At 68.6% G+C, this 21,835-nt stretch carries 17 protein-coding genes and 1 pseudogene; 6 read left to right on the top strand and 12 right to left on the bottom strand.

Annotated elements, in window-relative coordinates:
• Positions 1–33: 33 nt before the first annotated feature.
• From GobsT_RS25745 to GobsT_RS25715, 7 genes are all read right to left on the bottom strand, one after another.
• Positions 34–480, bottom strand: coding sequence for a hypothetical protein (locus GobsT_RS25745; RefSeq protein ID WP_010041586.1), 447 nt, complete (start codon positions 478–480; stop codon positions 34–36).
• Positions 481–578: 98 nt separating this feature from the next.
• Positions 579–1,448 (bottom strand): DUF1559 family PulG-like putative transporter, encoded by an 870-nt coding sequence (locus GobsT_RS25740; protein ID WP_010041587.1) that lies wholly within the window; start codon positions 1,446–1,448, stop codon positions 579–581.
• Between the two features lie 284 nt (positions 1,449–1,732).
• Complete coding sequence (locus tag GobsT_RS25735) at positions 1,733–2,926, bottom strand: WD40 repeat domain-containing protein (protein WP_010041590.1); 1,194 nt, start codon at positions 2,924–2,926, stop codon at positions 1,733–1,735.
• 13 nt (positions 2,927–2,939) lie between these two features.
• A complete protein-coding gene (locus GobsT_RS25730) occupies positions 2,940–3,842 on the bottom strand; it encodes an FG-GAP repeat domain-containing protein (RefSeq protein WP_029600962.1) in 903 nt (300 codons plus the stop codon).
• A gap of 24 nt (positions 3,843–3,866) precedes the next feature.
• Complete coding sequence (locus GobsT_RS25725; protein WP_010041594.1) at positions 3,867–4,178, bottom strand: hypothetical protein; 312 nt, start codon at positions 4,176–4,178, stop codon at positions 3,867–3,869.
• Between the two features lie 11 nt (positions 4,179–4,189).
• Positions 4,190–7,078 carry a sigma-70 family RNA polymerase sigma factor gene (locus tag GobsT_RS25720; RefSeq protein WP_010041595.1) on the bottom strand — a complete coding sequence of 963 codons (2,889 nt, stop codon included), beginning with the start codon at positions 7,076–7,078 and terminating at the stop codon, positions 4,190–4,192.
• Positions 7,079–7,313: 235 nt separating this feature from the next.
• Positions 7,314–8,087: a membrane protein gene (locus GobsT_RS25715; RefSeq protein ID WP_010041597.1), complete on the bottom strand. Its 774-nt coding sequence runs from the start codon at positions 8,085–8,087 to the stop codon at positions 7,314–7,316.
• 380 nt (positions 8,088–8,467) lie between these two features.
• On the opposite strand from GobsT_RS25715, the gene GobsT_RS38175 reads away from it, so the two are divergent.
• The 3 genes from GobsT_RS38175 to GobsT_RS25700 all read left to right on the top strand — a co-directional run bounded on the left by GobsT_RS38175 (position 8,468) and on the right by GobsT_RS25700 (position 10,871).
• Complete coding sequence (locus tag GobsT_RS38175; RefSeq protein ID WP_010041602.1) at positions 8,468–8,821, top strand: hypothetical protein; 354 nt, start codon at positions 8,468–8,470, stop codon at positions 8,819–8,821.
• Between the two features lie 118 nt (positions 8,822–8,939).
• A complete protein-coding gene (locus GobsT_RS25705) occupies positions 8,940–9,845 on the top strand; it encodes a metallophosphoesterase (protein ID WP_109570873.1) in 906 nt (301 codons plus the stop codon).
• A gap of 66 nt (positions 9,846–9,911) precedes the next feature.
• A complete protein-coding gene (locus GobsT_RS25700; protein ID WP_010041605.1) occupies positions 9,912–10,871 on the top strand; it encodes an NAD-dependent epimerase/dehydratase family protein in 960 nt (319 codons plus the stop codon).
• 65 nt (positions 10,872–10,936) lie between these two features.
• On the opposite strand, the gene GobsT_RS25695 is transcribed toward GobsT_RS25700, so the two are convergent.
• The 4 genes from GobsT_RS25695 to GobsT_RS25680 form a co-directional block, all read right to left on the bottom strand.
• Positions 10,937–12,664 carry an EF-hand domain-containing protein gene (locus tag GobsT_RS25695; protein ID WP_010041606.1) on the bottom strand — a complete coding sequence of 576 codons (1,728 nt, stop codon included), beginning with the start codon at positions 12,662–12,664 and terminating at the stop codon, positions 10,937–10,939.
• Between the two features lie 182 nt (positions 12,665–12,846).
• Positions 12,847–14,166 carry a DUF1501 domain-containing protein gene (locus GobsT_RS25690; protein WP_010041607.1) on the bottom strand — a complete coding sequence of 440 codons (1,320 nt, stop codon included), beginning with the start codon at positions 14,164–14,166 and terminating at the stop codon, positions 12,847–12,849.
• Between the two features lie 87 nt (positions 14,167–14,253).
• On the bottom strand, positions 14,254–15,897 hold the full coding sequence (locus GobsT_RS25685; protein WP_010041609.1) for a DUF1553 domain-containing protein: 1,644 nt from the start codon (positions 15,895–15,897) through the stop codon (positions 14,254–14,256).
• 219 nt (positions 15,898–16,116) lie between these two features.
• Positions 16,117–16,584 (bottom strand): TIGR03067 domain-containing protein, encoded by a 468-nt coding sequence (locus tag GobsT_RS25680; protein WP_010041615.1) that lies wholly within the window; start codon positions 16,582–16,584, stop codon positions 16,117–16,119.
• A gap of 87 nt (positions 16,585–16,671) precedes the next feature.
• Here GobsT_RS25680 and GobsT_RS25675 point away from each other — a divergent pair.
• Positions 16,672–18,021, top strand: a pseudogene (locus tag GobsT_RS25675) (tetratricopeptide repeat protein); the annotation flags it as partial.
• Positions 18,022–18,231: 210 nt separating this feature from the next.
• On the opposite strand, the gene GobsT_RS39970 reads toward GobsT_RS25675, so the two are convergent.
• Positions 18,232–19,389, bottom strand: a complete 1,158-nt coding sequence (locus GobsT_RS39970) for a transposase (protein WP_010033207.1) — start codon at positions 19,387–19,389, stop codon at positions 18,232–18,234.
• Positions 19,390–19,532: 143 nt separating this feature from the next.
• On the opposite strand from GobsT_RS39970, the gene GobsT_RS25665 reads away from it, so the two are divergent.
• A complete protein-coding gene (locus tag GobsT_RS25665) occupies positions 19,533–20,723 on the top strand; it encodes a tetratricopeptide repeat protein (protein WP_148087875.1) in 1,191 nt (396 codons plus the stop codon).
• Between the two features lie 130 nt (positions 20,724–20,853).
• Entirely contained in the window at positions 20,854–21,801 is a 948-nt protein-coding gene (locus GobsT_RS25660) for a sugar phosphate isomerase/epimerase family protein (protein ID WP_010041623.1), read from the top strand.
• The last annotated feature ends 34 nt before the right edge of the window (positions 21,802–21,835 follow it).

The raw sequence follows: 21,835 nt of genomic DNA, 5'->3' as shown, positions 1-21,835 counted from the left end.
GGATTTGGTGAACGGCGCATGTCCCGCAGACGGTCAGGATTGGAGAGCGATTTCCAGGTTGCCCGTGGACGAGGTGATCGTGTAGTTCAGGTTGCTGGTGCTCACGTCCTTGTACTTCGGCGGGATGGCGACGCGCTTCGGTTGCTCCGGCGCGCTCAGCCCCTGGCTCTTCGCCGCGTTCGGGGTCGCACGTGCTCCCCCCGCGGCGATCAGTGACTCCGTGATCGCGACCTTCACCTCCCCGGGCATCACGTCGGTTGCGACGAACGTGCCGTCCGGCTGAATGTTGGCGGTCGCCATCCGGTCCCCCGGGCCGTGGAACCGGATCACGCCGGACGTGAGCGGTTTACCGTTGAGCGTGACGACGCCGGAGACGTTTTGGGTCTTCTGACCGGAACAGCCCGGTGCGGCGGTGAGCACGAGCGCCGCGCCGGCGACTGTGAGGAGCCAGCGGTGTGTGAGAGCGGTTGTCGAGAGCATGTGAGGTCCGGGGCCAAGAGCCCAGGGGCCGCCGCTCCTAACGCCGGAACGGCGGCCCCTAGGTGTGACGTTAGGTGTGACTTTTGACGGTGCCGTGGTTACCAGTCGTTTCCAACCACCAACCCGTCCTTCGGCCAGATGACCGCGAACCACGTGGTGCCGCTGATGGACGTTGAGACGGTGCGCACGCTCCCGTCGAACATGCCGACCAGGCAGCCCCCGGCGTCCATCGCCTGGACGTTCGACGGGTTGCAGTTGGCGACCGTGGGCACGGCCTGGGGCGGGGCGGCGGGCGGGGTCCAGTTGACCGGCGCCCCGCCGCTGATGTCGGGCGGAATGAAGTTCGGGGTCCAGGACTGGTTGACGATCGCGGGGTACCCCCACACCCGGTGGTTGCCGTTGCACAGCGCGTACTGCTCGCCGAACGCCACCGTGTTGGAGGTGCCGTCGGAAATCCGTTGCAGCGTCAGCCGCGGGTTCCAGGCGACGTACGGGTCGGTGAACACGGCCTCGTTGTAACCGTAGTTGCAGTGCGCCCAGTCGTTCCCGTTTTCGTTGAGGAAGTCCCCGGGGTTGGAGGGGTCGCGGGGCGACAAGTACGTTTTGATCTTCTTGCTCGACGCGGAGTTCGGGGCCGGTCCCCACAGGCCGTTCTGCTCGGCCAGCGTCAGCACCGAGCCCTGCTCGATGTACGGCAGAAGGAAGGTGTGGACGGAGGTGATGGTGCGCCCGCTGGTCCCGCCGATGTTGCCGTCCACGTCGGGCAGGTGGTTCACGGTGTCCTGGTAGCTGTGCAGCGCCAGCGAGATCTGCTTGAGGTTGTTCGCGCTCTGGATTCGGGCGGCGGCGGCACGCACCTTCTGGACGGCCGGGAGGAGGAGGCCGATGAGGATCGCGATGATGGCGATCACCACCAGCAGCTCGATCAGCGTGAACCCACGCCGGGAACGGAAAAACGGCTGAGGCATGTCAACTCCGGGACACAGGGAAGAGCGGAGTGCAACTGGGCAGATCGCGACGTGTGGGCGCTTATCGGTGTTTGAATCATACGTCCGGGCTGGTTGGAAAACAATGAGAAGTCGCCTGTTTCGACAGGTACAATCAGGTGTTTATGTGTGTTTGATTGTTTGCTAGGAGGTGACGGGTTGGTTTGGCACCGTTTCCGGGGGGCGTGCGGCACCGGTCGTTCCGCCGGTCGGCTAGCCGGCCCCGGCAAAGCCGCTCGCGGCCAACCGCCGCCCGGTGCGGTCGCTCACTGTTGGACGCCGGGATCGGGGGCCGTCAGCCGGGCCAGTTCCTTCCCGGTACTCGGGTCCCAGAGCCGCACGGTCCCGTCTTCGGCTCCGGTGGCTAGCACTTTGCCGTTCGGGGAGAAGCACATCGGCCGCACACGGGCCGTGTGCCCCTTGAGGGTGCGGAGCGGTTCCTCCAGGATGGCTTTACGGGTCACGCGGGCGCGCATCCGCACCTCGGCGCTGGGGCCGTCGGTCATCGCCTTGCGGAGTGCCGGTTCGGCCACCGAGCTGACCTGTCGCATGGCTTTCGATGCGGCGACCCGCACCGGGTACGAGTCGTCGTCGAACTCCTTCAGCAGGCTCTCAATACGTGCCTGTTCGGCCGCAGTGGGGGCGCGGAAGGCGAGGTCCATGATGTGAACGTTCGTGCCGTCCCAGTGGAACGCCGCGACGCCGAGAGCCGGTGAGTAGGCGATACCGCCCCCGAAGCCCTCGTAACGCAGCAACTCCCGGCCCGAGGGCAGCTCGAGCAGATACTGGGTGGCGGAGTTGTCTGCGAACAGAACCCGGTCTGGGCCGACAAAGGTCGGCCCGTACCAGGCGATCCCGCGTTCCTGCTTGAACCCGTTCTTGAGCTCCGCCCCGGTGGCCACGTCCCAGCCCCGGGTGCCGTCCGGCCCTCCGGAAATGAGCCACTTCCCGTTGGGCGAGACTGTCAAGCTGTTGATCTCGGCCGGGTGGCCGCCCTTCAGTTCCTTGACCACTTTGCCGGTCGCCAGGTCCCAAAAACGGACGGTTCCGTCGCTGCCCGTGGCCAGGTGCCCCGTGCCTGGTACGTAGACGCAGGCCCGCACGGGCTTCGGGTGCGGGCCGACCTCACCCATCTCCTGACCGGTCAGCGCGGCGAGCCGCAGCACGGTCGCCGCGCCGTGCGTCACCGCGATCGACTTGCCGTCCGGCGCGAACGAGACGGACCCGAACCCTTTGGGGCCGCTACGCGCCCAGAGCTGTTTCCGGGTGGCCGCGTCCCATGCCACCACGCCGCCCGCTCCCCCCGTCCCGCCGCCCGTCGCCGCGACGAGAACGGTTCCGTCCGGCGCGTAGGCGAGCGACCGCACCTGGACCGGTTGCGGCGGCGGGGGCGCGGCGCCGGTGAAGGCCGCGGGGCCGGTGAGCAGCGCGAGCATCGCGCCGAGGCGTGCCGTGTTCATAAGCGTTTCCTCCTCATTTTGCCGGCTCGACCCGCTTGAACAGCCACACGTACCCGTGGCGCATGTATCCCGCCCCGTAACGGTCGCGCACGTCCTGCAGTTGGGTGATCTCGTCTTTCAGCCGTGTCACCTTGGTCCGCAGCCGGGCCACCTGAACCCGGTGAGCGGCCCGCTTTTGTGCGTCGGTCGGCTCGGGGGCGTCCGACAGCGCCGCGAACTCCTTGTACGCAGCCGCCCACTCCTTTCGGAGGGCGGGGAGACGGTCCGCGGCGCCCTTGTGCTCGGCGGCCTCGTCCGCCGTCGCCTGCGGCTTCCCCTCGTAGCCGCCGCACACGTCACCGACGAGCAGGTCGAGCTTGCCGTCGCCGTCCCAGTCCACCACCGCCGGGCGGGCGCGCATCCCCCACTCGCCGGGCCGGCGGGATTTGTCGTCGTGCCGGGGCGACGGGCTGGGCGGCACCAGCGTTTGCGCCGCCGCGAGCTTCGGCTCCCGGCGGGTCCCCGCGTTGCGGAACCAGACCACGCTCCCGTCCTCGGCACCGACGACGAGGTCCGGCCGGCCGTCGCCGTCCCAGTCGGCCACCACGGGGGCGGCGCACCCGCTCGGAGCCGTGAGCTTCTGGCCGCCGGCCGTGAGCGGCTTCGCCCGGTCGAACACGGGCCGGTCGCGGGTGCCGACGTTGGGCGCGAGCATCACCTCGCCGCCGGCGGTGCCGATGACGAGGTCCGGCAAGCCGTCGCCGTCCCAGTCGAACGCGAAGGCGTGCGACCCGTTCGCCGGGTTCACCGGCGTGCCGTCCTTGTGCTTGAGCGTTTCGCCGCCCGCGAACGTTTCGCCGGTGCGGCGGAACCAAGTGATCGGCCCCGGCCAGGAGCCGGAGATGATGTCGCCCTTTCCGTCGCCGTCGAGGTCCACCAACTGTGGACAGAACCCGATGTCTCACCCGGGCTCGATGGTGCCCAGCGCGTCACTGGCCTTGAACCACTCGAACGCGCCGAACTTCGGCTCGGTCCTGGTGCCGACGTTGCGGTACACCCGGAGCTTCCCGCCGTCGAACTGCCCGACCAGCAGGGCCGGCTTGCCGTCGCCGTAGAAGTCGCCGACGAACGGCGCGGCGTGCCCGACGCGCTCCACGTCCAGGGGGCGGCCGTCGGCCGTGACGTGGACCGGTGGGGCCAGGTCCGGCGCCAATCCCGCCGGCCGTGCGGGTGCCGGCAGCGTCGCGAGCCACGCGAGCAGGATCTCGACCATGACGTTCTCCCTCACTTGGGTTCAACGGGCTTGAGCGCGGTGTCCAGGTCGTACACGGTCGCCGTGGTGTCCCAGTTGGCGACGGCCAACCGCCGCCCGGTGCGGTCGAACGTGACCTGATTGCCGCGCCCCGGGAGCGCGATCCGGCCGAGTTCCTTTCCGGACCCCACCTCCCACACACGGACGGCATAGCCCTTTTCCTCCCCCGTCACCTCGGCGAGAAGCTTGCCGTCGGGAGAAAACGTGAGCCCGCCGCTCCACGATCCGGGCGAGGTCGCCCCCCACAAGACCTTTTGGGTGGCGACGTCCCGGAGCACCGTTCGGTGATCGTCGGCCGCGGTCGAACGTGTGCGCCCGTCGGGTGACCGCGTCTCGGTCACCGTGCCGCGCCCGGCGGTCGCGAGCACCTGACCGTCCGGCGACAGCGCGAGCGCGGTGACCCCGTTGGGGTCGGGCTCGAACGCGCCTCGCTGTTTGCCGGTGGTTGCGTCGAAGACCTGAACGGCCTTGGAGTTGCAGAACGCGAAGGTCGAGCCGTCGGCGCTGATGTCCGCGGCCGCGAAGCCCAGCAGCAGGTATTTGTGCTGCCACGGGTCATCGAGCTGGGCTTCGGTTATCCCCGCGGGTACGGTTCGGTGCTCGGAGAGGAGCTTGCCGTTGCGCGTGTCCCACACCCGCAGGTACATGTCATCGCCCCAGGCGGCGAGGCGGCGGCCGTCCGGAGTGAACCGCGCCCGGCGCTGTCCGCCCGATTCACCGTTGCCGAGCAGCCGGAACCGCTCGGCGCCGGTCTTCGCGTCCCAGATCCTCAGATCGTTGCGGAGCGCTGAGCCCGCCACGAGCGCGCCGTCGGGCGAAACGGCGACGCCCCGCACCCAACTGTCGTGGATCAGCTCCAGACCTTGAGCCCCGGTGTCCGGGGACCACGATCGGACGGTGTGGTCGTCGCCAGCGGTGAAGAGCCGACCGTCCGGTCCGAACGCGAACCCGGAGACTTGGCCCTCGTGGCCGATCGAGGACGGTCCGATCGGCTTCCCCGTCTTCACGTCCCATACCCACAGCCGGTAGTTGGTCACCGCCGCCAGACGGGTTCCGTCGGCCGACCAGCTCACATGTTTCGCCTCGGTCTGGCCGACCGGGAACCGGCCGATCTCTTTGGCGCTAAGCGGGTCCCACAGAACCACTGCGCCGCTGCTCTTGGATCGTAAATGACTCACATACGTGACGGCGATCGTTCGGCCGTCCGGACTAAAGGACCATTTCCACGGCGTCCCGTCGAGATCGAGCGTTCCGGTGCGCCGTCCGGTGGCTACGTCGAGCCACGCCACTTTGCCGCCGTCCGCCACAGCGTAGAGCGACTTGCCGTTGGGTGCGAACGCCGCGGTCTCGACCCCGGTTACACTTCGGCTCGCGAGCTTGCGGGGCTCCTCACCGGACTCCCACTCCCATAAGTACAGGTCGTGCCGGCCGAACGCGATCCGCTTGCCGTCGCGTGACACGGCGAGGGTGCCGGCGTTGATGCGGCCCTTGTGCCGCATCAGTTCCTCACCGGACTTGGTGTCGATCACCTGAACGTCGCCCTCTTGCTCGACAACCGCGCGCCGTCCATCGGCGCTGAGGGCGACTTTCTGGCTGTTGCCTCCCAGCCGCGGGGGCAACGCGACGGTGTGTCGGACGGTGCGACGCGGCGTGTCGATCAACCACAACACGGGCTCGCTGTCTTGATCCTTCCCCTTCGGCCAGTGGATGCCGGCAACGGCCAGCAGGTCGCCGCTGGGAGTGGCCGCGGCGTCGTTGTAGAGACCCTTTAGTTGAATCTCGTGGGTCGTTTTCCCTTGCTCGATGTCCCAGAACCGGACGATCGCGCCTTCGCCCGCGGTGAGCAGCGTTTTCCCGCCGTTGGCGAAGAACACCCGGGAGTGCCATCCCACTTGCCGGAACTCGGTGGTGCCGATCCGCACGCCCGCCGCCGGGATCTTCTGAGGCGGTTCAGGGGCCGGTGGGGCGGACACGGGCGCAGCGGCGGTGGCGTTCCCGGTGGGGGATACGGGTGGGCGGCCGGACAACATGCCGGCGGCCATCAACCCGGCGGCGGTGGCGCAGAGTGCGACAAGACGGATCATCTTCACGGCAGAGACCTCCGTTCGGGCGAGGGCGACGACCGACGGCGACAATCGCAGCCCCGTGCGGGCGCCTCGCGTCATGTCGGTGGCGAATGAGGCCAGCGCGGTGCGAAGGTGCGGTGGAACGGTGGCCCCCGCGTCCGCGGTGAGGAGCGGGACCGCGAGGGCGGCTGCCAGTTCGATGCCGCGGCGGGTGAGCCGGGCGCGAAGCAGTCCGCGTGCGCGGGCGACACGCGCCTTGACGGTGCGGGCGGTCCAGCCGAGTTGGGCCGCGGTTTCGTCCTGCGTGAGCCCCTGGAAGTAGCACAGCAGCACGACCGCGCGGAGGTCGTCGGGGAGCTGCGCGAGTTCCTCGTCGAGGGCGGTCCGGACTTCGCTCCAGCTCAACCCGGCGTCCGGCGGAGGGGCAGGGGAGGGCGACATAAGCCGCGCGGGATCGGGGGCGCGATCGGCCCGCGCCCGTGCTTTCCGCCCGATCCGGGAGGCGACTCCGTACAGCCAGCTCCCGACGGACGCGGCTTTCCGCACCCGGGCGGCCCGGCGCGCCAGCACCAGGAACGTGGCCTGGAACGCGTCCTCGGCATCGGCTTCGGTGCGGGTGGCGCGCCGGCACACGGCCCAAACGGTCGGCCCGTGTCGCGCGAGCAACTCGGTGAACGCGCCCGGGTCGTGGTCCCGGGCGAACCGCTCCAGGAGCGCCCGGTCGGTGGCCGCCGCGCCGGGGCCGGCTCGGGATGCGGCGCGGTACAGCGCGGTTCCGGTCCGCGGGTCCAGCATGTCGGTCTCCTTGCCACGGCGGCACACACAATTAGTGCCCGGTCCGCCCGCAAGGGACACCGTTTTTTTCAGCGACGGTTCGAGCCGGGATGAGCAAGGATATGGTGATGGGCAAACGGGCGACGATGTGTTGGGCGGCTCTGACGGGTCTCATTGGCGCGCGCACGGCACATCGCAAGCGGCCGGCGCGCTCGCGCTTCACAGCGTGCGTGTCGTCCTCTGTGAAGGGCGAATGTCAGGATTGGGTCGCCCCGCCGCTGGCCGGTGCTTCGCCCTCCACCTTGTAAAAGAACTGCACCATCGCCGCGGTCGTGACGGCGCCGAACGTGTGCCACAGCCAGTGGCTGCCCATCGGAAACGTGCCCGCGCTCTGCTGGTCGTACAGCCGGAAGAACCACGCGAGCGCGAAGCTCGTCAGCCCCGCGACCACCCACCCGCCGTGCCGGAACCGGGTGCGCCACAGAACTAACCCTACCGGGACCAGCACCACCACCGCCAGCGACGCGTACGACAGGTTGATGCTCAACTGCCGGTTCATCGGCCCGATCACCGCGAAGAAGAGCCGGTTGCACACGGCGTAAAAGATCAGGATCAGCACCAGCACCCAGGCGCGCCGCCGCCCGACGAACCGGTAGGCCATGTACGCGGAGCCGGCCAGCCCCAGGAGCGAGATCGGCACCACGTCCAGCAGGAAGAACAAGGGGGACGCCCGCGTTCCGTGAAAGAGCGTTCCCCCGATGCCGCCCGCCAGCAAAATCGGCATGCAGCACACCAGGAACGGGAACTCCCGATACCTCCCGCGGACCCGCCACAGCCACGCCGCCGCGATCCAGATAAAGAAGCTCGCGGTGACCGTGTTCCACGGCTCCGCGACGGGCGGCGCGTCCGGCCCGTACACGTTCGCGGGGGTCTCGACGTACAACGGCCCCCAGTCGGGCAGCCGGCCGTTCGTGAGCAGCGCCCAGTCGGGCTGGGTGACCTGTTCGTCGTCTACGCCGGGCTGGGCCATAGCGTGCCTTTGTGGGGAACGAACGTGTGGGCTGAGCCGATTGTACGGGGCGCCCGGAGCCGTGTCGCAAGGCCGCGTTTTGCAGGCTTTTGCGGAACTTCGGAAAGTTCGAAAGGAGTTCTTGACACGCTCCGAACCCGTTCCTAAGAAGCGCCTACCTTTGACCGCACCATGGTGGTTGTAGGTTACGGTCCGCGAGCCACACACGGGGCGAACCTGTGCGCACCTTGACCGCTCTAGCGACGAGACCGCTTACTCCGACGCGGGGCCTCGCGCCCGCCCGCGAACGGGTTTGAGAATTGGATTCCGCGCCGGCGGACGCCGATAGCAGTGGGGCTATCCGGTCCAACGGCCATCACCCGTACACGAGGATCGACCGCATGGCCGCCAGTCTCCTTCTTTCCGCCGGGTTCGCCCCGACGGAAGACCTGTCGTGGCTCGACGAACTGCTCACCCCCGTTCTCGCCGCCGACGACGAAGACGAAGATTTCGAGGACGATGACGACGATGATGACGAGGACGACGACGACGACCTCGACGACCTCGAGGACGACGACCTCGACGACCTCGACGATGACCTCGACGACCTCGACGACGATGACTTCGACGACGACGAGGATTTTGACGACGACGATCTGGATGACGACGAGGACGACGAGGACGACGAGGACGACGAGGACCTTGACGGGGACGAAGACGAGAAGCCGCAGCCGAAGAAGGGACCCAAGAAGTAAGGAGCGTACCAACCTTATTTCAGCCCGATTGTGCTGAATCTTCTGCTCAGTTACCGCCCTCTGTTTTTGCGCGCCCTAAAATTATGCGGGGCGCCAAAGACTAGAGGGCAGTTTGCTTATGCTGACGACAGGCGATTGCCCGTCCGTTTTTGCCGGGGCGACTCCCGGAGACTCGATCGGCGGGTTGGCCCGCCGTGCCGCACGGGCGGTCGGGCGTAGCTGGGCACGGCTCGGGTACGCGTACCATGTCGAACCGACCTGGCTGGCGGTCAACCGGGTCGACCTACCGATCAAGGACCTTCCTGCTGCCCTGGCTGGCCTTCGGATTGCACACCTCAGCGACTTTCACTGCGGCAGCCACATCCCAACCGGCTACCTGGAAGGCGTCATCGAACGTGCCGCTCAGGAAGCCCCGGATCTGATCGCGCTGACCGGCGATTTCATCGACCGTGGTCCCGAGCACGCCGCTGGCGCGGCCCGATTGTTCCGCTCTCTCGAAGCACCACTCGGCGTTTTTGCGGTACTCGGCAACCACGACTTCTCCGTTCACGTCCCACGGGGCAAGCGGAAGCACCACGGCCTCGACCACGTCGTCGCCAACGCGCTCGGGGCGGAAGGGGTGACGGTGCTTCGGAACCGGTCCGTCGCGGTCAGTCACGGGGGCGAAAGCCTTGTCGTGGCCGGCATCGACGATCTGTGGAGCGGCGAATCGGACGTGCCGGCCGCACTCGGCGGTGCTTGCGAACGGTCCCCGCGGGTGTTGCTCGCACACAACCCCGAGTCGGCGGCGCACCTCGGTTCGCACCGTGCCGACCTGGTTCTGAGTGGCCACACGCATGGCGGGCAGATTAACTGGCCGGGGCTCGGGCGGCTGTTCTTGCACCGGAGCGCGCGCCGCTGGGCGGCCGGGCTGTACCCGGTCCCACACGGGCACCTGTACGTTAACACCGGTGTCGGCTTCGGTTGGCGGTTTCGGTTCGGAGTACGCCCGGAACTGGCGATTTTAACACTTCGGTCGGCGTAGACACCCGGCCGGCGGGGCTGTTACACTCCGCTCCTTCTCGTCTCAACACCGCGGAGCAACACGCTCATGGAAGAGCTGTCCCTCGTCACCGGCGGCGCCGGGTTCATCGGGTCGCACCTCGTCGAAGACCTCGTCCGCCGGGGCCGCCCCGTGCGCGTGCTGGACGACTTCAGCACCGGGCTCCGCGACAACCTGGCTCGACTGAGCGGCGTTGAGGTGGTCGAAGGCAGCCTGACGGACGCGGCGGCGGTCGCGCGGGCGGTGAAGGGGGCCGGGGTGGTGTACCACCTCGGGGCGCTGGCGTCGGTGGCGCGGAGCGTGGAGGCCCCGGCGGTGACGCACGCGGCGTGCGCCACCGGGACCCTGAACCTGCTCGACGCCGCCCGCAAAAACGGGGTGCGCCGGGTGGTGTACGCCGCCAGCTCGAGCGCGTACGGCGGGCACTCGGCGCCGGGCGGGCAGACCGAAGACCTGCCGCTGGTGGCAAAGTCGCCCTACGCGGCGGCGAAGCTCGCGGGCGAACTGTACATGCAGGCGTTCGCGCACACCTACGGCATCGAGACGGTGCGGCTGCGGTTCTTCAACATCTTCGGCCCGCGGCAGCGCGCCGACAGCCCGTACAGCGGGGTCATCGCGCTCTTCGCCGCCGCCATGATCGCGGGCCGCGCCCCCAGCATCCAGGGGGACGGGACACAGTCGCGCGACTTCACGTTCGTGGCCAACGCGGTGCACGCGCTGACGCGCGCCGCCGACGCACCGGACGCGTCCGGGAACGTGTACAACGTGGGCACCGGGCGCAGTGTGACGCTGCTGGAACTGGTCGCGGCGCTGAACCGTATCCTCGGCACCGACCTGCGACCGACCTTCGGGCCGTCGCGGGCCGGGGACGTGAAGTACTCGCTCGCGGACATCCGGCGGACGCGCGCGGACCTCGGCTACGCGCCGGCGGTTTCGTTCGAGGACGGGCTGCGCCGCACGGTGGAATCGCACCTCGCCCCCGCACCGGACGCGGTGGTTGCGCGGTAGCAAAACCGCTCGAATTCGTGCGCGGCAGTCGGCTTCAGAGTCCCAGGGGGCCGGAGCCGGCACGACTACTTCTCACCTTTCACCCGCGCCTGCTTGTCGAACGCTTCCGCCTCGTCGAGGCTGATGAGGTCGTCGCGGTCGGTGTCGATCGCGTCGAACTCGGCCCGCGTTCCGACGAACTCCCCGCGCGACACGTCGCCGTCGCCGTTGCGGTCCATTTTCCGGAACCATAGCGGCCCCTTCGTCGGCACGGCCATCTGCCCGGTGCTGATAAGCGTTCCTGGCTGCACGCCGACGACGTACCGGTCGAACGAGCGCGTCAGGCGCAGTGACAGTGCGGGCTGGATGATGCTCCGCGTGAGGACCGTCGCGCCCGGCTCCTCCAGCACGACGAGCCGGTCCCACGCGGTTCGCAGTTCCCGCACGCTGAGCCGGCCGTCGCGGTTCTCGTCGAGCAGTTGGAACAGCGTCGGGGTTTGCACCGCGGGGGCCAAGTTGAGGCAGATGTCGCGGAAGCTGTCCTGAAGGTCGAAGTACGCGTCGAACTCGTCCCGGGTGAGTTTGCCGTCCTCGTTCCGGTCGGCCGCGTCGAACACCACCCGGATGAACTGGAACTGGACCGCGTTCGGGCCGCCCACGTCCTTCTCGTCGATGTGCTCCTTGCCGTTGGCGGCCTGAGCGAACAGATAGGCGTACTGGCTCTTCAGCGCGCTCGCGGCGGACGGGACCGCCGGGCTAAACGCCCACAGGTCGATCGACTGCCGGCCGACGTGGAGCACCAGCCGCGAGTTCTCCACCTGCTTGATTTTGAAGCCCCGTCGCGCGGCCTCCTTCTCGTCCGCCAGTTTCGCGGAGCAGCCGGCGGCCCTGGGGGCCAGCGACAGGGCGAGTTCGAGGTCCGGAGGGCCGGTGCGCCACACGTCCAGCTCTTCGCCGTCGAGCGCCCCGCTCCGGTCCGCGTCGAGCGCCGCGAAGGTGCGGTCGTCGAACCCGATCTCGGCCCGCGTCAGCTCGAAGTCGCCGTCCCGGTCGTGCTTCAGAATGAGCTGCTGGGTGACGGTCCCGGGGATCTTGCCGGGCGGGTACAAGACGACCGCTTGTGCGGTCGCGGGCTGCGGGTAGGGGCCGGTCGCCCGGGCCGTGGTCTGAGGCAGCGGTTGAAGCCCCGAGCGGGGAGTCACGTTCGGCGTCAACTCTTGCGCGCTCAGGCACTCGTCCTCGTCGGCGTCGTGGGTGGCGAGGAACTTCTCGACCCGCCGCACTTCGTCTTGGGTAAGCTGGCCGTTGCCGTCGGCGTCCAGCAGCGTGAACACGGCTTCGGTGACGGCGATGTTCTGGGCGCTGTCCGACTGGACGGGGAGCACGCGGATCAGCCGAGCGGCGGACCGCGGGTAGGACGCGATGAACTCCTCGAACGACACCTCGGCGTCGCCGTCCCGGTCGAGCGCGTCGAGGGTCGGTGCGTTCCCGGCAGTGGGCTGGTACAGCCCGTTCTGAAGCAACTGGAGGAGCCCCTGGTCGGAGAACGCGAAGGTCACCTCTTTCGCGCCGAGCGAGCCGTTGCCGTCGCGGTCGCAGAAGTTGAACGCCTTCCGGAGGCGGTCGCGCCACAACTCGCCCAGCGACGCGCTCTCGTGGCGCACCGTCACCCGGATGCGGACCGGGCGCTTGTTCGCGAAGACCAACATTTCGTGCGTGTCGTCGAACGCCGGCGCGACGAACTTCGGCTTCGCGGGCCGCGGCGCCGGCGCTACCGTCGGGACGGCTGGGGGGGTATCGGGGGCGGCGGCCACAGCGCCGGTCAGCGCGACAAGTACCGCGAGGGCCAGAAGACCTACCCCCCCGGCCCCCCTCCCTGAAGGGAAGGGGGAGTCAGGCAAGGAGCCACCGGAACCGGCCGCGGCGCGCGAATGCTCTTTCTCCCCCCCCTTCCCTTCAAGGAGGGGGGCCGGGGGGGTAGGTTGCTGCTTGGCGGTCACGCGAGCACCTCCGTGACCGGCTTGGCGCCCTTGTCGACGATGCGGATCGGCCGGCCCACGTTCGACATGTTCTGCTTCTCGAAGTCGATCCCGACGGCCGAGCACACGGTCGCGAGGAGGTCCACGGTCGAGGTGACGCGCTCCTCCACGGTTGTTCCGTCCTTGCTGGTTTTACCGACCGCCTGACCGCCCTTGATGCCGCCGCCGGCCAGGACCGTGCTCCAGGCGTTCGGGTAGTGGTCACGGCCCTTCCCGGGGTTGATGCGCGGGGTGCGCCCGAACTCGCCCATCCAGACGATCGTGGTCGTCTCAAGCAGGCCGCGGTCCTTCAGGTCGTCCATGAGCTCGGCCCACGCGGCGTCGAGGGTGCCGCACAGCCCCTTCACGAGGTCGAAGGTGTTCTGGTGGGTGTCCCAGTTGCCCAGCGACACCTCGACGAACGGCACGCCCTTTTCGACCAACCGGCGGGCCAGGAGGCACCCCTGGCCGAACAGGTTGCGCCCGTACCTGTCGCGGGTGGCGTCCTTTTCGTTGGACAGGTCGAACACCTTGCCGCCTTCGGACCGCATCAGCCGCACCGCGCGGTCGTAGGCGGCCGAATGGCTCGTGACCATCGCGCCGGGCCGCTGGCCGGCGAACTCCTCCTGCATTTGGTGCAGGAGGTCCAGCCGGGCGCCCGCGGTGCCCTCTTCGACCTCCTTCGGGCGGTCGAGGTTGGCCACCTTCAGGGCGGCGTCGAGGCCGGCCCCCTGCACGTTGTTGTTGAACTGGTTGTCGCCGACGATCAGGGGGGCGTGGACCGGCCCCAGGAACCCCGGGCCGAACGCCTCTTGGGCGAAGAACCGCTGCGGCGCGATGGCCACGAAGTTCGGCAGCTCCGCTTTCGGGTCGCCGAGCTCCTTCGACAGGAGCGACCCGATGCTCGGGTACTGGATGGCCGCGGACCCCGGGAGCTGGCCGGTGCGCATCAGGTACGTGCCGCGGGAGTGGTCGCCCTCCTTCGTGGACATCCCCCGCAGCACCGCGAGGCTCTTGCCGTGCTTGGCCAGCTTCGGCAGGTGTTCCCCGATCCGCAGCCCCGGCGCGGCCTCGATCTCCTTGTACGGCCCGCCGTTCTCGTGGCCCGGCTTCAGGTCCCACAGGTCGATGGTCGCGGGGCCGCCGTTCATCCACAGCAGGATGCACGAGCGCTTGGGCTTGGCCTTCGTCTCCTCGGCGGCGCGGGCCAGTCGGCCCATCCAGCCCGACACCGATACCGCGGTGCTCACCGCGCCGGCGCGCAGCAAATGCCGGCGGTCCAGGTTCGTCAGGGACATGCGAGGTACCTCCGAGCGTGTGTTCGGTGTTGTGAATCGCGATCCAGGAACGTTGCGCCTGAGGCGCTCGCGCCGGGCCAAGACTTGTCAATGATTGAACAGGAACTCCGGACTGTTCAGCAGCACCCAGAACACGTCGGCGAGGGCCTGCTGCTTGTCGTTCTTCGCGCCGCCCCGTTCGACGTAGCTCGTGAACCGCTCGAGCTCGGCCGGCGTCGGGGGGCGGCTGAACGCGGTGAGGAACAGGTTGCTCACCCGCTGCTCGGTGCTCCAGCCGGGCCGGTCCGCGATCGCGGCGAGCAACTCGCTCTTGGCGAGGTCGGTCTGGTCGCCGATGAACTTGCCGTTCATCAGCATGAGGGATTGGAGGATGGTGGTGTTGGTCTCGGTGGCGCGCTCGGAGCTGGCGAACTGGGCGAGGAACTCGCTGCGCGGGTTGTTGGGTTGTACGAACCCGTTGTTCTGCTGGGCGCGCATGAAGGCCGGCTCGCGGAACCCGGTGGCCGCCACCAGCGTGTCGAACAGTTGGGCCGGCGACAGGCCCTTCATGTTCATCCGCGCGAACCGGCGCGGGTCCGCCTGGCCCGGGTGCGACATCTTGCTCGTCAACTGGTACGCCTTCGAGCGGACGAGGCCGCGGATCAGCACGCGGGTGTCGAAGCCGCAGCCGGCGAACGCCCGCCCCAGCTCCTTCAGCAGCTCGGGGTGACTCGGCGGGTTGTTCTCGCCGGGCTCGTCCACGGGGTCGGTGAGGCCGATCCCGAAGAAGTGTGCCCACATCCGGTTCGCCATGTTCTTCGCGAAGTACGGGTTCTTCGCGGTCGCGAGCCAGTCGGCCAGCTCCTGGCGCGGGGTCTTGTCCGCCGACCACTCGGGGGCGGAGCCGTCGACGAACGCGGCGGTCACCGTGCGCTCCGTGCCCATGACGCCGATCGTGTTGCGGTCCCCTTGCGGCGGCAGCGGGCCGACGAACCCGGGGCGCGGGCCGCCGAGCGGGTTCAGCTCGCCGAAGAACGCCGCGAACTGCCAGAACTGGTCCCGGGTGTACGGCGCGAACGGGTGGTCGTGGCACTGGGCGCACTCCAGCTTCATGCCCAGGAACAGGCGGCTCACGGCCGCCCCCAGGGCCTCGGGTTTGCCCTCGTTAGCCGAGTAGAACCCGACGATCATGGCCGCCTCGGCGTTGCCGCTGACCGGCTGCACGAACCGGAACCGCGGGTTCTGGTTGTTGACCGCGATCCCGACCGTGAGCAGCCGCCGCACCGTCTCGTCGGCCGGGGTGTTCTCGCGGTAGCGGTCGCGGAGCCAGACCTCGAACTGGTTGCCGAACTGCGCGAGCTGGAAGTTGGTCGCCGCCTGCGGGAGCCACTGCGCCCGCGTGACCGCGGCGAAGTGGTTCGCGTGCCCGGGCGCCGTGAGCAGGTGCTCGACGAGCCGCGCGCGCTTGTCGGGCGCCGGGCTGTCCAGGAACTCCCGCGCCTCGGCGGCCTTCGGCGCGCGGCCGATGAGGTCCAGGTAGACGCGGCGGACGAACTCCCCGTCGTCGGCGCGGTCGGCCGGGACGATGCCGCGGGCCTCCCAGTCCTTCGCGAGTTGGGCGTCGATCAGCGCGGCGATCGCGTCGGCGGGGTCGCGGGCGGGCCGGGGGGCCGGCGCCGGCTCGGCGGCGGAACCGGCTCGCGGGAAGCAAAGCGCGGCGACGAACACGGCGGCGCGAAGGTGCGCGGGCATGGCTGCTCCTCAGTTCCGCGGACGAAACGCGGTGACGTTCTGGAGAGGAAGACGGACTTTCGATCTTGAACTAACCGATCGGGCGAACGTCGTGTGGCTGTTCGTGACACGCGGCCGGGGCCGAGACTGGTTAGGATCAATCTCGTTCGGCCGTTCATGCGGCGCCGAGTGTACCGCGCGGGTCCGCCGGCCACAACCGCCCGGTCCGCGCCACCGGTGTCACTTTTTCGGGTCGGCCGGGACGCGCTTCAGCACGACCAGGATCGTGTCCTTGTCCTTGGGGATGTCGAACGAGGAGGGGCGGCTTTTGCCCGACCCCTGGTACAGGCAGACGATGAGGGCGTCGCCGTCGAGCCTGAAAATGGCCTCGTCAACGACGTTGTCGCCGCGGGCCTTTTCTTGGCTCTTGAGGTCCAGGCACTTCGGATCGGTGGACGGATCGAGGGCGACGATTTCGGCCTTCTCGACCCCGTTAAGCACCCATGTTCGCCCCTTGAATTCGACGACCAGTTCCGGGTCGCCTTCGGTGTGCTCGTACTCTTTGCCGGCGCGGGCGCCTTTGATCAGCTTCCACTTGCCCTGGAGCTTCTCCACTTCCTTCTTTGCCGCCGGGGATAACTCTTTTGCCTCGGCTTTTGGCGGCTCGGCGGGGGCGAGCAGTACGACGGCGGCGACGGTGACGAACATGGCGCGACCTCGACGTGCGCGGGGCGGACTTCCCCGTTCTGACGCCGGCCGCTTGCGGCCGTTTCACCGCATCGGTACGGTGGAGGCATGATGGTTCCAATCCTTGCCGTACTCGTCGGGTTCAGCGGGCCTACCACCTCCTCCGGCGCCGCCCTACTGAAGGGAAGGGGAGCGCGCTCAGGCTCCGCCCCCCGTGCGCCGGAAACGTGGACGGCGCGACCCGGTTCTTTCTCTCGCTTCAGTGGTGCGGGGCCGGCGGGTGAGTTCTTCGCTTCGCAACCCAAAGCGGACTATCCCGCGCTGCGGCAACGACTCTTGCGCGGCAACTACGCGGAAGCGCTGGCCGGTTACGATGACCTCGCCAGGAGCGAAAAGCTCCCGCTCGCGTTCCTGGGCCAGTCGGCGTGTCTCCGCGCTCAGGGCGAGTACGCGAAGGCCCGCGACGCGCTCGACGCAGGGTTGAAGGCGCACCCCGGTCACCCCGACCTCCTCGCCGCCCGCGCCGATCTGCTTTTCGCGCAAGGCAAGTGGGACGACGCCACCCACGATGCCAACGACGTGCTCAAGAAGGACGGCGACCATTTCCTCGCACGCTGGGTCCGCGCCCGCGTTCTGCGCGACGGGGGCGACCTGTCCGGCGCCGACACCGAGATGCGATGGTTCGTAAAGGCGTACACCGACGCGGCCGCGGCGGGGAAGGAGATCACCGACCCCGACAAGTTGCTCATCGTCGCGCAAGCCGGGATCGAGAACGCCACCACCCACGCGAAGCACGAGCAGTTCAAGTTCATCCTCCAAGAGCTGCTGCGCGACGCCCTCAAGCCGGACGCCGACTTCTGGCCCGCGGAGCACCTGAGCGGCCAGTTGCTGCTCAGCAAGCACAACCGGGCCGAGGCCGCGAACGCGTTCGACGCCGCCCTCAAGATCAACCCCAAGGCGGTCGAGGCGTTGGTGGGAAAGGGGGCGATCGCGCTGGAGCGGATGGAGTACGCCGAGGCCGAGCGTCGCGCCGATCTGGCGCTGAAGGTGAACCCCAATCACCCCGCCGCGCTGCGGCTCAAGGCGGACGTCCGCCTCGCCGAGGCCGATCCTGCCGGCGCCGAACAGTTGCTCCGGACCGCGCGCGCGATCAACCCGCGCGACGCCGCCACGCTCGCCCGGTTCGCCGCGCTCAAGCACCTGGCGGGCGACCGGCCGGCGGCCGCAGCGTTCGAGAAGGAGGTGGCCGCGTTTGATGCGAAGCCGGCGACGTTCTACCTGGAACTCGGCACCATCCTGAGCGACGCGCGCCAGTTCCAAACCGCCACCGAGTGCTTCGAGACGGCCAGCGCCCTGCGGCCAGCGCTTCCCGGTCCGAAGGCCGGTTTGGGACTGCTCCTGTACATGCAGGGGCGCGAGCCGGAGGCGATGGCGGCGCTCAAGGCCTCGATGAAAGCCGACCCGTTCAACGTGCGGGTTGATAACGCGCTCAAAGTGCTCGAAGAACTCGCCGGGTACGCGACGACGGAAACGGCACACTTCGTGATCCGGTTCGACAAGAAGAACGACCACGTGCTCGCGGCGTTTCTGGCGGACGTGCTGGAAGAGACCCATGCGGAACTCGCGAAACAGTACGGGTTCGAACCGCCCGGGAAGATTCCAGTAGTTTCAAGTTGGCGGCTTGGTTTTGTTGGCCGATCGTGCAGTAGTAATGGACTTATTTTCGCCATCTGTAGGTGCCAGCCCATCGGCCAACAGTATCAGGCATACCGCCGCCAGTGTCCACCCGAGGCCGCGGGCTGAGCGGGACCACAACCAGGCGTTACGCAGGATCAGCCCGACGGCCACCCACAGGAGTCGCACGACCCCATCGGTGGTCGAGGTCCGGGGCCGAACCTGCCCCAACTGGCGGTAGCTGCTCTCGATCCCGAATCGGGTCCGGTACAGGTCCCGAATCGCCACCGGGCTCCCGCTCACCCGCCACGCCGCGTACAGTAACTTCTTGCTCCGCCGGCCCCCGGTCCGCCGGTACCGGTAGCTCTTGTGAGCGATCACCACGTGCACCCGCACCGAGGTGCCCCGATCCGCGTGGGTGTACGCATATCGACCCGCGCCCCGCCGCCGCACGGCCCGCAACCCGACCCCCTTCACCCCGGGCCGGGGCTTGCGGCCCCGGACCACGGCCGGGATCACGAACGGCACACCCCGCGCCTGGAGCAACCGCATCACCGCGATCGAGAAGAACGCCTTGTCCAGCAGCGCGACCCGGACCGTAACCCGTGCCGCCGTCACCTGATCCAACAGCCGGGTGAGCACCGCGGTCATCGGCTCCTTCTCGCCCACGGCCGTCAACCCGAGCGTGTACCGGTCCGGTCCCCCGACGAGGCACGCGGTGGCGTACGTGTGGAACGTGTGGGTGCCGCCGGCCCCCTTGGACCGGGTGGTGTCCCGGTTCGGCGTCCCGAAGTACCCGATCCGGTGGTAGTCGATCGCGACCCGAGCCGCCCGCTTCCGCTTGCCGAGCGGGGCGTGGAGGGCCGGCCGCAACCGCCGCTCGAGGGTGCGGCGCCGCTTGGGCAGCGTGAGGTACAAGCAATCCCAGATGGCCTGCCCGGACGGGGCGTCGGCGATCGCGGCACAGGCCGCGGCCACCGAGCGGGCGAACGCCGCGGCGAACAGCACCACCCGCCACACCACCTCGGGTGTACAGGTGCGGCGACGCTTGGGCAGTTGGACCGCACGGCCGAGCCAGTCGGTCAGGACCGGACGGAGGTGCCGGGTGGCGTGGGCCGGGGTGGCTCGGATAGACTGACGTTTGGGTCGCATGGGGGCTCCGACAGTGGAGGCGTGGTAACCACCATTGACCGGTAAACCCATGCGGCCCGCTACTCATAAATCGCCCAACTTGAAACTACTGGATTCTGGTGGAGGTGTTCGCCCGGCGGCAAATCTTCAGCGGGCGGATCGCGATGCTACCCGGCCTGCCCGGGGCGGTGCAGGGGGCGTGTACCGGCCCGCTCATCGCGCTCCCGTCCCCGCGGGCCGACGGTGGGGCGCGGGCCTACAACTGGGCCGTCGTCGTCCGGCACGAACTGACCCACGCCTTCAACCTCCTTCAAACCGAGCACCGCGCGCCGGTGTGGCTCACGGAGGGGCTGGCCGTTCGCGCCGAGAACACCAAACGGTTCGGCCAGGTGGCGCCGCTGCTGCGCGACCGGTTGGCCGCGGGCACCGTCTTCGATCTCGACACCATTTCCCGCGCGTACAAGCGGTTCAACCAGCCCGCGGACGTGATGCTCGCGTACTACCAGGGGCTGCTGTACGTCGAGTGGATCGCGAAGTCGCACGGCGAACGTGGCGTCGCGAAACTGCTCGACGCTTTCAAGACCGGGGCGGGCACCGACGCCGCGCTCAAGACCGCGCTGGGCGTCGAGCGGCCCGTGTTCGAGGCCGGCTACCGCAAGTTCCTGGGCGAGGTTGTGCGCGAGACCGCCCCGCGGCGCACGGACCCCCCGATGACGTTCGCCGAACTCGAGGCGGCGCACAAGAAGGCGCCCGGAGACCCCGATCTCGCGGCTCGGCTGGCCGGCGAGTACCTGCGCCGCGACCGCGCCAACGATGCGAAAGCGCTCGTCGAGGCCGTCCGGGCGAAAGAGAAGGGGCACCCCGGCGCGGCCGTTGTGCTGGCACGCATTCTGAAACGTGGGAAGGACGATGCCGGCGCGCGGGCGGTGCTTGAAGACGCGGCCGGAACGCACCCGGGCGACTCGCGTGTGCTGCTCGAACTCGGGAAGCTGCACTTCGAGCAGAAGGACTACGACCGCGCCGCGGCCCGCTACGAACAGGGGCGCACGGCCGCGCCGGGTGAGGCGGACTGGCTCGACCAGCTCGCGCGCGTCTACGACGTTGCCAAAAAGCCCGACCAACTCGCCGCGGTGTTGGCGGAGCAGACGGTGGTGAACCCGGACGACATCCAGTTGTGCTTACGCCTCGCGAAGCTCCACGCCAACGCCAACCGCCCGGTCGATGCGGAGCGGTTCGCCCTTCGGGCGCTGCACATTGATGTACTCAGCGCCGACGCGAAGCAACTGCTGTTCGCCGCGCTCGAATCGCAAAAGAAGATTCAAGAACTGGACGCGCTGCGGAAGCGGTATCAGTAAAGAGCTCGGTTTTTCGGGAATGTGCGGGTTGCGCCAGTCGGCCCAAACGGATTTCGGAGACGCCGGGCGGACACGGCGCCGCGGCGCATACAATCCCCTCGTCTCGCACCCTCTCTTCGGAGCGCTTCCCATGCGTTCGTTCTCGCGTCGCGACTTCCTCGCCGCGTCCGCCGCCGCCACCGGCGCCGCACTCCTGCCCCGGCTCGCCGCCGCCGCCGAGCCCGCCGACCTGTTCAAGATCTCGCTCGCGCAGTGGTCGCTGCACCGCGCGTTCCGCGCGAAGGGCGGCGACAAGCTCGACCCGCTCAAGTTCGCCGAGATCAGCGCGAAGCAGTACGGCATCACCGCGATCGAGTACGTCAACCAGTTCTACGCGGACAAGAAGAAGGACGGCGCGTACCTCACCGACCTCAAGAAGGTCGCGGACGACAACAAGGTGACCAGCGTCCTCATCATGTGCGACGGCGAGGGCAACCTGGGCAACCCGGACGAGAAGGGCCGGCTCCAGGCGGTCGAGAACCACAAGCGGTGGGCCGAGTGGGCCAAGTTCCTCGGGTGCCACAGCATCCGCGTGAACGCCGCCAGCGACTGGAAGAAGGGGTTCGCCGAGACCCAGAAGCTCGCCGCCGACGGGCTGCGGAAGCTGGCCGAGTTCACCGACACGCTGGGCATCAACACCATCGTGGAGAACCACGGCGGGTTGTCCAGCCACGGCGGGTGGCTGGCCGGGGTGATGAAGCTGGTGGACCACAAGCGGTGCGGCACCCTGCCCGACTTCGGCAACTTCAACATCGGCAAGATCGAAGGCGTGAAGGAGACCGCCTACGACCGGTACAAGGGCGTGGACGAACTGATGCCGTTCGCGAAGGGCGTGTCGGCCAAGTCGCACGACTTCGACGACAAGGGCAACGAGACCCACACCGACTACCGCAAAATGCTCGAGATCGTGCTGAAGAAGCACAAGTACAGCGGCTTCGTCGGGATCGAGTACGAGGGCGGCAAGCTGAGCGAGGCCGACGGCATCAAGGCCACCAAGAAGCTGCTCGAAACCGTTCGCGCCGAGCTAGCGAAGGGGTAGAATAGTTGTCACAGGTCGGCAGGTCCCAAGTCCC

Source organism: Gemmata obscuriglobus, assembly GCF_008065095.1.
In the GTDB taxonomy this organism is placed as follows: Bacteria; Planctomycetota; Planctomycetia; order Gemmatales; family Gemmataceae; genus Gemmata; species Gemmata obscuriglobus.
This window is presented reverse-complemented; position numbering and strand designations above follow the sequence as displayed.

Coding starts and splice junctions, on each gene's coding strand:
- GobsT_RS25745 (WP_010041586.1), bottom strand. CDS start 480: ATGCTCTCGACAACCGCTCTCACACACCGCTGGCTCCTCACAGTCGCC.
- GobsT_RS25740 (WP_010041587.1), bottom strand. CDS start 1,448: ATGCCTCAGCCGTTTTTCCGTTCCCGGCGTGGGTTCACGCTGATCGAG.
- GobsT_RS25735 (WP_010041590.1), bottom strand. CDS start 2,926: ATGAACACGGCACGCCTCGGCGCGATGCTCGCGCTGCTCACCGGCCCC.
- GobsT_RS25725 (WP_010041594.1), bottom strand. CDS start 4,178: ATGGTCGAGATCCTGCTCGCGTGGCTCGCGACGCTGCCGGCACCCGCA.
- GobsT_RS25720 (WP_010041595.1), bottom strand. CDS start 7,078: ATGCTGGACCCGCGGACCGGAACCGCGCTGTACCGCGCCGCATCCCGA.
- GobsT_RS25715 (WP_010041597.1), bottom strand. CDS start 8,087: ATGGCCCAGCCCGGCGTAGACGACGAACAGGTCACCCAGCCCGACTGG.
- GobsT_RS38175 (WP_010041602.1), top strand. CDS start 8,468: ATGGCCGCCAGTCTCCTTCTTTCCGCCGGGTTCGCCCCGACGGAAGAC.
- GobsT_RS25705 (WP_109570873.1), top strand. CDS start 8,940: ATGCTGACGACAGGCGATTGCCCGTCCGTTTTTGCCGGGGCGACTCCC.
- GobsT_RS25700 (WP_010041605.1), top strand. CDS start 9,912: ATGGAAGAGCTGTCCCTCGTCACCGGCGGCGCCGGGTTCATCGGGTCG.
- GobsT_RS25690 (WP_010041607.1), bottom strand. CDS start 14,166: ATGTCCCTGACGAACCTGGACCGCCGGCATTTGCTGCGCGCCGGCGCG.
- GobsT_RS25685 (WP_010041609.1), bottom strand. CDS start 15,897: ATGCCCGCGCACCTTCGCGCCGCCGTGTTCGTCGCCGCGCTTTGCTTC.
- GobsT_RS25680 (WP_010041615.1), bottom strand. CDS start 16,584: ATGTTCGTCACCGTCGCCGCCGTCGTACTGCTCGCCCCCGCCGAGCCG.
- GobsT_RS39970 (WP_010033207.1), bottom strand. CDS start 19,389: ATGCGACCCAAACGTCAGTCTATCCGAGCCACCCCGGCCCACGCCACC.
- GobsT_RS25665 (WP_148087875.1), top strand. CDS start 19,533: ATGCTACCCGGCCTGCCCGGGGCGGTGCAGGGGGCGTGTACCGGCCCG.
- GobsT_RS25660 (WP_010041623.1), top strand. CDS start 20,854: ATGCGTTCGTTCTCGCGTCGCGACTTCCTCGCCGCGTCCGCCGCCGCC.